Raw genomic sequence first — 11,868 nt, forward strand, 5'->3', positions numbered from 1 at the left:
CTAATTTATCTTTTCAGGGTAAAATGGGCTTTAAATTCTTTTTGTTGTAATGTATTAGGTTCAATGTACTCAACCACAAACCAGTAGTCACTCGATGGCATTGGGCTTCCATTATAGGTTCCATTCCAGCCTTCGCCTGTTGGACTTATCTGCTTCATTAGTTTTCCGTACCTGTCAAATATATAAATTTTTGCGCTTGGTTGGTCAGCAATACCTTTTATGTTCCATGTATCATTAAATCCATCGCCATTTGGTGTAAAGTATTTCGGATAATCCATCACTGTTACCGTATCAACTGCATATCCACAACCTATCGTATCTCTTACCTCTACAACATGATCGCCTGCCAAGACATCTACAAAAATATGACTCTCCTGCCATGCGCCTCCATCTAATCTATACTCATAAACTCCTAAACCTGTCACTGTAACTTCTATAATATGTAACTCTGAAAACGCATCTGTCGTTACATCTGTCAATATACTTGTTGGTGGTGAACTCTCTATAACCTCTGTAACAACTGGATTATCAAAGTTTGAACATCCTGTCACTGCATCTGTAACGATAACACTATAAGTTCCTCCAACACTTGGTATATAACTCCCTTCTGTAGCTCCTGGTATCACCATGTTATCTAAACTCCATTCAAACAAATAATCTGGTGTACTTAGTCCTGTATCTAAGACTGGTACATTTAAAACTTCCGTTCCATTTGTATCTACACACAATATATAACTGTCTTCTAAATCAAATACTGGTCGTGGATGTACTATTAATTCAACTGGTGCTACTGCATAACAAATTGATGAATCAATTGAATTATCTATAACGCCATCATTATCGATATCTACAAAATCTCCTAAACCATCACCATCTAAATCTATATAATCAATAAGTCCATCGCCATCAACATCAAATCCATCAGGTAACGTATCGTTATTTACATCTATTAAATCAAATACGCCATCGTTATCAACATCTATTGTATCGTCATTACCATCACCATCAAAATCTAATGCCATAGTTACTGCTGATAAATCTAAATTCAACAACGCTACTTCTTGTGTGTCATTATCAACACGTGCATAAATCACCTGTGGATTGACAATATTCTCATATAAAAATGGTAATGGATTTACTCCTAACTCAGCATCTGCAACTGTCTCATAATAAGTCACTATATAATTTGCTGGATCTTGACCATTTAATACCTGAGATTCTACATCAGTTAAATTAAACTGTGTACTATTATTACTTGGATCACCATCATCATCCATCTCATCATCACACTCCTCTAATGGTGCTGGTGATGTTGCCTCGGCTGCCTCATGAACCTCTATATTAAACACTGGTGTACTTATTGAACAACCTGTATTGTTATTTGTAATTGCTACATAAATCGGTTGTGGATTCGTAACATTCATATACGGACTCACTAATGGATTGGCCAAATCATCAGCATCTGTTTGTGATACATGATACGTTACTGTAAATAACATAGGATCTTGTCCATTTAATATTTCGGCATCTTTACTAGTTAAATCAAACTCATCAATACCATCGGTGTTTAACTCACAAAGTATAAAATCTGTAACTGCTACAACATCTGGTAATGGATTCACTATGATATCAAAAGTAACTATTGTATAACATTCTGTAATATCATTTTCTACACGTACATAAATCGTCTGTGGTGTACTCGTATTGGTATAAGCTGTTGGATCTGCTATAGCATTTTGGTCTAGCTCTGCATCTTCCTCAGATTCATGATAGGTTGCCGTTACTCCTGACTCACCATTAATGATATAAGCCTCATTCAATGTCAAATCAAATTCCTCTTCCATATCACTAGGATTCACATCATCACACAACTCTAAATCCTCTGGATCTAAACTCGGTGTTGGGTTTGGTAACACACGTATGGTTAGTGTTGTATAATCTACACAACCTGTATCAGTATCGGTAACTACAACATATAAAGTCTGTGGATTGGCTGCTGGTGCTCCATTAACTGAAGTATTAGTGTAATTCTCTGCATCTACTGCATTAATCTCTGCCTGTGCATCTGCATCTGTCTCATAATAAGACACACTCCAACTTGCCTCACCTCCTGTAATCTCATTATCCTTTACTGTTAAATCAAAAACAGTAACCTCGTCGGCTATTAAATCATCACACAACTCTAATGGTGTTGGTTGCACTGCCTCTGGTGGTAATTCTACTCGAATATCAAAGAAACCTGTAGAAGTAACACATCCATTTACATTACTTACTAAGCGTACATAAATCGTCTGCGGATTAGTAACATTGGTATAATTGGTAACATTAGCTATTGGATTTGCTCCTGAATCTGCGTCTGCTTCTGTCACATGATAAGTGAGCATAAAATCTGATGGAACTTGTGTGCCCAAAATCTCTGAATCCTTACTGCTCAAATCAAACTGGGCAAAGCCATCATCATTCGTATCACATATCACATAATCATCTATCGCTGTTGGAACCTCTGGAGATGGTAATACACGTATGGTTAATGTCTGTGAGGTATTGTAACAGCCTGTATTGATATTCTCTGCTCTAATGTAAATCACTTGCTCATCCATAACAATATTTGTATATAAACTCGTAAGTGCATTTATATCCATGTCTGCATCACTCTGCGTTTCATGGTAGGTAATTTCAATATCTAATTCTCCATTCTCTATCTCTACAGTCTTACTCTCTAAATCAAACGCCTCAAAACCATCATTATCTAAATCACAAACCTCTAAATCTGTTGGTGCTGCTGGTGATGGTATTGGATTTACTCTTAGAAGTATCGTCGCTGTTGTACTAACTGAACATCCTGTTACATCATCGGTAGCCCTAACAAATATCGTTTGAGCATTACTCGTATTCATATAAGGACTCACAATAGGATTCGTCCCATTATCTGCATCTAACTGCGTCTCGTAATACGTAAAACTAATTCCTGTTTGACCATTTAACATCTCCGCATTAGCATCCTCTAAGGTAAAGGCTTCCACCTCATCGCCTGGGTTATTATCATCACATAACTCTAATGGCTGTGGTTGAACCAATACTGGAAGCGCATTTACAATCAATTCTAAGCTCGTTAACTTATAACATCCATTGACTGTGTCTTCTACACGAACTGATAAAGTTTGCATAAAAGCTGTCGTATTAATATAACCTGTTGGATTTAAAATTGAATTAACCCCTAAATCGGCATTTGCCTCTACTTCATAGTAAGTTACTATATACTGTAAAGGATCTAAACCATCTAATATCTCTAAGTCTTTACTCGTTAAATCAAACTGTGCAAAGCCATCTGCTAAAACATCATCACATTCCTCTAGTGGTGTTGGGTCCTCTATCTGTGGTGTCGGATTTACTATCAATATAAGCTCTACTATAGTCGCACAATCTGTCGCTATAGTAGCACTCTCTACACGTGCATAAATCGTTTGTTGATCTTCTACTATATTGTTATACGGACTCGTTAAGGCATTAACATCATTATCTGCATCTGCCATTGTCTCATGGTAACTTACTGTCAGCGTCGGATCGCCTCCTGTTATCTCTGTATTTGCATCGGTTAAGGTAAACACTCCAAACCCATCACTATCTGCATCACAATACTCCATTGGCGTTGGTGTAGATGCTACTGGTGCCTGCTCTACAACCAATGTTAAGGTCGTTGTTGCATAACAGCCTGTATTGATATCCTGAACTCTTACAAAAATTATTTGCCCATTAATCGTATTAGTATATGGAATTGGTAAAGGATTTACCGCATTATCGGCATCTGATTGTGTTAAATAATAACTTACTGTATAATTAGGATTATTACCTGTTATCTCTACATTCTTTATACTCAAATCTATACTCGTTAATCCATCTGGAACTCCATCATCACAAACCTCTAAATCTGATGGAACTACTAATGCTGGTAATGGATTAACTACCAAATCAAAACTCCCTGTTGCTATACAGCCTGTAGCCATATTTACCGAGGCATAATAAATCGTCTGTGGATTACTCGTATTACTATATGGACTCCCTAATGGATTAACTAAACCCTGTGCATCAGCTAAACTCTCATAATAACTTACAGCTACCGATTGACCATTAGCAACCTCTACATCTTTTGTCGTTAAATCAAATAACTCTACCTCATCGCCAGGTAAATCATAATCACATAACTCATATGCTGTCACTGGAACTGTATCTGGTAATGGATTTACTATCAATGTTAAATCTGTTGTGTCATAACATCCTGTCGAACCACTCTCTACTCGAACATAAACCGTCTGTACATTTGGTACAATATTATCATATGGAACCAGTAAATCATTAACACCATTGTCGGCATCACTCTGTGTCTCATGATACGTCACTACCATACCAACCTGTCCTCCTATGGCCTGTGCATCAGCTAAACTTAAATCAAAACTCGTAAAACCATCATTGTCATCATCGCAAACCTCTATCGCTGTTACTACATTCGCTATTGGATTCTCTATAACCTCTAAATCCAATGTCGTTGTGTTATAACAACCATTTGATGTGTCATCCAATCTTACATAAACAGTTTGTGAGTTTGCAACTATATTAGTGTAAGGTGAGAAAATTTCATTTATAGATGAATTAGCATCAGCAAGTGTTTCATAATATGATACAACAATATTAGCTTGACCGTTAATCACTTCTGTATTAGCATCAGTTAAAGTAAAAACTGCAAAACCATCTGTATCATCGTCACAAACTTGTAATGGCGAAGGAACAACAACTGTAGGCTTTGGATTCACTATTAAATCAAAAGTAGTCGTAGAAAAACATAAAGTATTCAAATCGTTTTCTACTCTAACATATATAGTTTGAGGGTTAGATATATTTGTGTAAGGGCTAGTCAAAGCATTGGTATTAGCATCTGCATCTGCCTGTGTTGGATGAAATGTAAGAGACACACCTGTTTGCCCATTAAGTATTGTTGTTATTTGAGAATTTAAATCAAAAGATTCTATTTCATCTGCTGAAATGTCATCACAAACTACCATATCATCTACAGTATTAGCAATCGCTCTCACATCAACTATTAAATCAAAAACAGAAGCTGGCGAAGCCACATAACAAACTGGATTAGAAATTGTAGTAACTCTAACAAAAATATTTTCTTGGTTTACAGTATTTGTATAAGGACTGGTTAAAGAATCAACTCCCAAATCTGCATCTGAAAATGATGTATGAAAAGTCACTTCATATAGTGCTGGATCTTGAGTTCCTAAAACAGTTAGTATTTGCGAATCTAAATCAAAAGCTTCTACACCATCATTACTAACATCATCACAAAGTACCATGTCTAAGACAGGATTTATAAATGGTGCTCCAGAAATAATCAATTCAATCTGGCTTGTTTCATAACAATCTGTGCCTACAGCTTCTACTCTAACATAGATAATCTCTCCATTAGTTCCAGTATAGTCATTAGCTGGATTTATTTCATTCAATCCATTTTCGGCATCTGTTTGTGTATTATAGAACGTCACCGTATAATCAACAGGATCTAAAGGAGTCAATATGTTTGAAACTTCATTCTCTAAATCAAATTGAGCTGAAGCAGCAGCACTACATTCTACAATTGATATATCATTAATTGAAAATGCGTCTTCAATAGTAATAACAACTTCATCTTGCGTACTACAAGGGTCTCCAAATATAGCATCAAACCCATCAGCCAGTAAAGTATATGTTCCTGACTCTGTAACTGTTAACGAAGAACCTGTTTCCCCAGGAATAGTCACTCCATCCTTTTGCCATTCAAAAACATTAAAAGCACCAGAGAAATCCGGAACAATTTCATAAGAACCTCCACTACATAGTTCTTGATCATCACCAAGATCTACTTGACATATAATATCACAATTAGTATCTGATGTTGATGAAGGATCGAGTTCTAGGTTAATATATCCAGCTCCACCATTAAAATTAGTTATTAATAACATATACACCGAATTAGGTGGTGCATTTGGGATATTAATATTCTCTACAGCTGCAGCTGAATAACTACAATCTACTTCAGTAGAGCTATTAAGATTTGCAGACCCACAAACTGGTTCTGAAAAAGGTCCCCAAATGATAAAATCAACATCAATACCTGTTCCTGTTCCATTTTGTCCTGTATCCTGCGTCAAAGTAAAGTTTAGGTCACCTGCTGTATCTCCTGATTGTAAAAAATACCAACGAGGATTAGGTTCTGATCCTAAACATCCATAATCAATTCCTGCTTCTGCATTTCCAATTCCTACAGGTGATGGAACATTACTAATTCCTGAACATATTGGTAAGGCTCCTGCACAAGTATCATTGTCTAACACATCAACTGTAATTGAAGTACTACCTGAGCAACCCAATGGATTATCATCAGAAACTATTAATGTTACAGTGTATGTTCCTGGGTTAGGAAAAGGATAACTAACATTTTCTCCTGTTAAACTATTGCCATTTCCAAAATCCCAAGTATATAAAGCATTTGCTCCACTATTAGAAAAAGTTGCACTACCACTAAATTGCACAATCTCTCCTGGATCAACTTCTACAACACCACCTGTAGCTGCTGGCACAGTACTATCTATAGATGCTACTATTGATTGGCAAGGTGTTAAACATGAAATTTCAGCAATCCAACCAGTAGTTGTTGCAGTTCCGTTTGACACAAACTCTAATGTTAAACAACCACTTGCACTACTTGCTTCTACTAAACCAGGATTATTAACACCTGAAAAGGCTCCTATTACTGGAGCTGAAATATCATCTCCATCATAAATTGTTAAAATATCATTATTTAATTGTGTACTAAACTCTGTAAAATTTAATCTCACAAAATCTCCTGCCGTTGCCGCGCAAATGGTAACTACAAAGTTTTCATTATCAGAATAGGAACCAAACTCTCCTCCTGAATCATAAAACATATCTGGCTCGCATCTATTAAAGACACCATCTTGCATTAAAACATCTTGAGAGTAAGTTATCGCTGATACTAATAATAGTAATAATAAAGTAATTCTTTTCATCTTAATCTTTCAAAAAATTATTGTCTATATTGAGAAGTTATTTGAATAAAATAATTGGTATTATCTATTCTATAAACATACGTTCCTTTGGCAAAAAAATCCAATTCATATTTAAGAGGATTGAAAGTCTCTAAACGAAATTCAGTATCTCGTTTTAAATTTTTATTGTATTTGGTAAAAAGCAAGACTTCAGACAAAAGTTTTGTCTGTTTTTGCTTTGCTATATCATCTTGGGTGTAAATTTCAATTCTATTACGCAATAAATGTTTTAAATCTTTTAGTCTTTGAGGATGATTTAAAATTAATGTTTCAGCCATATCTCCATAAGCTTCTTTAATTTGGCTCAATTCCTTTTTGGTTAAAGAATTATTAACATTGGCATGATACTTAATTGATTCATTAGTTTGCTCTATTACATCTGTTTGAGCATTAGATAAATTAAAACTTAAAAAGCTTAGTAGCAGACCCACTACTAACAAGTGATTATTTTTCATAGTTTGTTTTTTTTAGAAACCCGAAATTTAATAATTTTTTAATAATATACTGTTAATATTGCTAGACACATTTCGACAAATGCTAACATTACTATAACATTTAAGATTAAAAAACTCCTACCTAGGCATTAACTTTTTTTAATTGTTTATCTTTGCAAGCTCTAAAAGTTAACTTATAAGGTTGGTTTTGAAATTATTTAATTATGAAAATAGAAAAAGACATAGAGGATTTTGATTTTATTGGAGATAATCATGTAGGCACTTCTGCAGATACTCCTTTAAGAAAAGATGCATTTGAATTGACAAATGATGAAAAAATGGATATCATTAAAGATGACGTACATCACATCATGGAAACCTTAGGACTTGACTTAACAGATGATAGTTTGAGTGGTACACCTAATCGTGTTGCTAAAATGTTTGTCAACGAAATTTTTGGTGGATTGGATCCAAAGAGAAAACCTAAAGCATCTACATTCGACAACAAATATAAGTATGGTGAAATGTTAGTAGAAAAAAACATTACAGTGTATTCTACTTGTGAGCATCATTTGCTTCCTATTGTTGGAAAAGCACATGTCGCTTATATTTCAAACGGAACTGTTATAGGCCTTTCTAAAATGAATCGTATTGTAGATTATTATGCCAAAAGACCACAAGTTCAAGAACGCCTAACTATTCAAATAGTAAGAGAACTTCAAAAAGCATTGAACACCGAAGATGTAGCTTGTATTATTGACGCAAAACATCTTTGCGTAAATTCAAGAGGAATTAGAGATATTGATAGTAGCACTGTGACTTCAGAATTTGGAGGTCAATTCAAAAACAAAGATACCAAAAGAGAATTTTTAGATTACATTAAATTAGAAACAGAGTTTTAATTTCTAAACACTTATTTACAACAACATGCAGCTATATCAAGACCAAACCATTCAAATTTATAACTCGATATCAGGAAAAAAAGAAGTTTTTAAACCTATTGAAGAAGGTTATATTGGCATGTATGTTTGTGGTCCAACCGTTTATAGCAATGTACATTTAGGAAACATAAGAACCTTTATGTCGTTTGATATGATTTACAGATATTTCAAACACTTAGGTTTTAAAGTACGCTACGTTAGAAATATTACAGATGCTGGACATTTAGAAAATGATGCCGATGCTGGTGAAGATAAAATCACTAAAAAAGCACGTTTAGAACAAATTGAGCCAATGGAAGTTGTACAACGCTATACTGTAGATTTTCATAACATATTAAACACACTTAATTTTCTTCCTCCTAGCATTGAGCCTACAGCTACTGGTCATATTATTGAACAAATTGAGCTTGTAAAAACAATCATTGATAATGGATTTGCTTATGTTGTAAATGGCTCTGTGTATTTTGATGTTCACAAGTTTAATGAATCTAAAACATACGGAAAGTTAAGCAAACGTAAGTTAGAAGATTTAGTTCACAACACTCGAGCTCTTGATGGACAATCTGATAAGAAAAATCCTCAAGATTTTGCGCTTTGGAAACGTGCCGAACCACAACATATAATGCGTTGGCCATCTCCTTGGGGAGACGGTTTTCCTGGATGGCATTTAGAATGTACAGCCATGAGTACAAAATATTTAGGTGATACTTTTGATATTCATGGTGGTGGTATGGATTTAAAATTTCCACATCACGAATGTGAAATCGCTCAAAATGAAGCTGCCAAAGGTTGTACTCCTGTAAATTATTGGATGCATGCCAACATGCTTCAGTTAAACGGACAGCGTATGTCTAAATCTACAGGAAACACTGTTAATCCAGATGAATTATTATCTGGAAACAACACATTTTTCAGTAAAGCCTACGCACCAAGTGTCATTCGTTTTTTTAATGCCATGTCTTCATATAGAAGTGTTCTTGACTTAACCGACGATGGTTTATCGGCAAGTGAAAAAGGGCTTAATAGGCTTATGGATGCGATTAATTTATTGAACGACTTAAAAGCTGATTCAACATCAACATTTAATGTTTCAGAATGGAAACAAAAATGTTACGATGCTATGAACGATGATTTTAATTCTCCTATTTTAATTGCACATCTTTTTGAAGCTTCAAAGTTGATTAATCAAATAAAAAGCAATAATGCTTCTCTAACATCTGAAGATTTAGAAGACTTAAAACAAACCATGAATGCATTTACATTTGATGTTTTAGGTTTAGTGAACACGTCTACATCTGACACTAGTACAGAAAAATTGTCAGGAGCTATTGAATTATTGATACAATTACGACAAGACGCTAGAGCCAATAAAGATTTTGCATTATCAGATAAAATTCGTGATGAATTGGCTGCGAAAGGCATTCAGCTAAAGGACGGAAAGGATGGCACGACATTTTCGACCAATTAAATCCATAATGGATATTTAATTGTGATTATTTTTATGCAATTGTTATGAAAAAAATACTCGTTGCACCTTTTCTTTTTATCATTAAAATATATCAGTTATTTATTTCACCAATAACACCAGCATCTTGCAGATTTCAACCAACGTGCTCTCATTATTCTAAAGAAGCGCTTGAAAAACACGGTTTATTTAAAGGTGGAAGACTGGCAATTAAAAGGATTTTTAGTTGTCATCCTTGGGGACGTTCTGGTTACGATCCTGTTCCTGAAAAGGATGACAACTAAAAATTTGCCTAAGCGCATTCTCGCACGTTCTCTAAAAAATGTTCACCGAACATTTTCTACTTCGTTCCGTCGCCTTGGGTACGTTCTGGTTACTCCTGTTCCTGAAAAAGAAGATTAAAACTTATCTTAAGGTTTACAACTTTTCAGCATAAATACTATCTTTACACAACTAAATAAATTATATGCACGCTTTAAATATCGTTTGGAATCCTTCCAAAGGAATTGACTTAGGTTTTTTCACACTTCATTATTACAGTTTAATGTGGATTGTTGCTTTTCTGTTAGGTTTTTATATTATAAAGCGCATTTATAAAAATGAAAACCAAACTAATGAAGCTCTTGATTCGCTTTTTATTTACTCGGTTGTTGGTATCATGTTAGGTGCTCGATTAGGCCATGTCTTTTTTTATCAATCTGAATTAATCAATGAAGACTTTTTTAGTATTTTTCTTCCTTTTAAATTTAAAGGAGGTATTGAATTTACTGGTTTTCAAGGATTAGCAAGTCATGGAGCTGCTATAGGAATGATTATTTCGATGTACTTGTATAATAAAAAAGTAATCAAAAAAACTGTGCTTTGGATTCTTGATCGTGTGGTTGTTCCTGTATCACTTGGAGCTGTATTTGTACGTTTAGGAAATTTTATCAATTCTGAAATTATAGGAAAAGTTACCGAATCTTCATTTGGTGTTCACTTTATTCAAGACACCTACAACAAATATGAAGTTGTTAAAATTACAGGCATTAAAGATGTTAAAGATGCTTATACAGCATTAGGAAACGATCCTAAATATGCCGATTTGCTAGCTCAAGTTCCTTTAAGGCATCCTGCACAATTGTATGAAGCCTTTTGTTATGTATTTGTGTTTTTAATTTTAATGTTTTTCTATTGGAAAACAAATAAGCGCGAGCAACAAGGCTTTTTATTTGGTTTGTTTTTAGTACTACTTTGGACCGTTAGATTCTTTGTAGAATATGTAAAAGAACCTCAAAACATTGAACGTGCAGATTGGTTACTCAATACTGGTCAGTTATTAAGTATTCCGTTTATTTTAATAGGATTGTACTTTATGTTTGTTTATAAACCAAAAAGCAAACTAAGTTAACATGAAACGCTATTGGTTAAAACTATTTGCCATATCTTCATTTGGTATTATTTGTTTTTTGAGTGTTTCATGTAAAGAGGAAAAACAAAATACGTCTGTCAAATCTGTTGTTATCTCCTTTAAAAAGGAAGGCGAACTCAAAATCAAAAAAGCAACTTCAGATTCGATTGTATCTCATTTAAATATTGAAATTGCAGACGATGACTACTCTACTCAAACAGGTTTGATGTATCGCAAAAGTATGAAAGACAATCAAGCTATGCTGTTTGTTTTTCCAGATTCAGATTACAGAAGTTTCTATATGAAGAACACTGAAATTTCTTTAGACATCATTTATCTTTCTGAAGAGAAACGCATTGTAAGTATTCAAAAAAACGCTAAACCTTTTGATGAAACCTCGTTGCCTTCCGAAGCTCCAGCAAAATATGTGTTGGAAGTCAATGCTGGATTAAGTGACACTTGGACTTTAGAAAAAGGAGATTATATAGAATTCACTAATGACTAAATTTAATGTCATTCCTAACGAAGC

The 11,868-nt window shown here is 34.3% G+C and carries 7 protein-coding genes; 5 read left to right on the top strand and 2 right to left on the bottom strand.

Features of this window, described 5'->3' with window-relative positions; all coding sequences use genetic code 11:
• Positions 1-5: 5 nt before the first annotated feature.
• Both ACP15M_RS13975 and ACP15M_RS13980 read right to left on the bottom strand, forming a co-directional pair.
• Positions 6-7,070: a T9SS type B sorting domain-containing protein gene (locus ACP15M_RS13975; protein ID WP_425077817.1), complete on the bottom strand. Its 7,065-nt coding sequence runs from the start codon at positions 7,068-7,070 to the stop codon at positions 6-8.
• A gap of 17 nt (positions 7,071-7,087) precedes the next feature.
• Positions 7,088-7,564, bottom strand: coding sequence for a hypothetical protein (locus ACP15M_RS13980; RefSeq protein ID WP_425077818.1), 477 nt, complete (start codon positions 7,562-7,564; stop codon positions 7,088-7,090).
• A gap of 203 nt (positions 7,565-7,767) precedes the next feature.
• On the opposite strand from ACP15M_RS13980, the gene folE reads away from it, so the two are divergent.
• From folE to ACP15M_RS14005, 5 genes are all read left to right on the top strand, one after another.
• Positions 7,768-8,445: a GTP cyclohydrolase I FolE gene (folE, locus tag ACP15M_RS13985; RefSeq protein WP_425077819.1), complete on the top strand. Its 678-nt coding sequence runs from the start codon at positions 7,768-7,770 to the stop codon at positions 8,443-8,445.
• 25 nt (positions 8,446-8,470) lie between these two features.
• The gene (gene cysS / locus ACP15M_RS13990) at positions 8,471-9,952 is read left to right on the top strand and encodes a cysteine--tRNA ligase (protein WP_425077820.1); all 1,482 of its coding nucleotides are present in this window, start codon (positions 8,471-8,473) and stop codon (positions 9,950-9,952) included.
• 44 nt (positions 9,953-9,996) lie between these two features.
• Positions 9,997-10,233 (top strand): membrane protein insertion efficiency factor YidD, encoded by a 237-nt coding sequence (gene yidD, locus ACP15M_RS13995; protein ID WP_425077821.1) that lies wholly within the window; start codon positions 9,997-9,999, stop codon positions 10,231-10,233.
• 182 nt (positions 10,234-10,415) lie between these two features.
• On the top strand, positions 10,416-11,339 hold the full coding sequence (lgt, locus tag ACP15M_RS14000; protein ID WP_425077822.1) for a prolipoprotein diacylglyceryl transferase: 924 nt from the start codon (positions 10,416-10,418) through the stop codon (positions 11,337-11,339).
• Position 11,340: 1 nt separating this feature from the next.
• On the top strand, positions 11,341-11,844 hold the full coding sequence (locus ACP15M_RS14005) for a DUF192 domain-containing protein (RefSeq protein ID WP_425077823.1): 504 nt from the start codon (positions 11,341-11,343) through the stop codon (positions 11,842-11,844).
• Positions 11,845-11,868: the final 24 nt, after the last annotated feature.

Source organism: Psychroserpens sp. S379A, from assembly GCF_049800755.1.
GTDB lineage: Bacteria > Bacteroidota > Bacteroidia > Flavobacteriales > Flavobacteriaceae > Psychroserpens.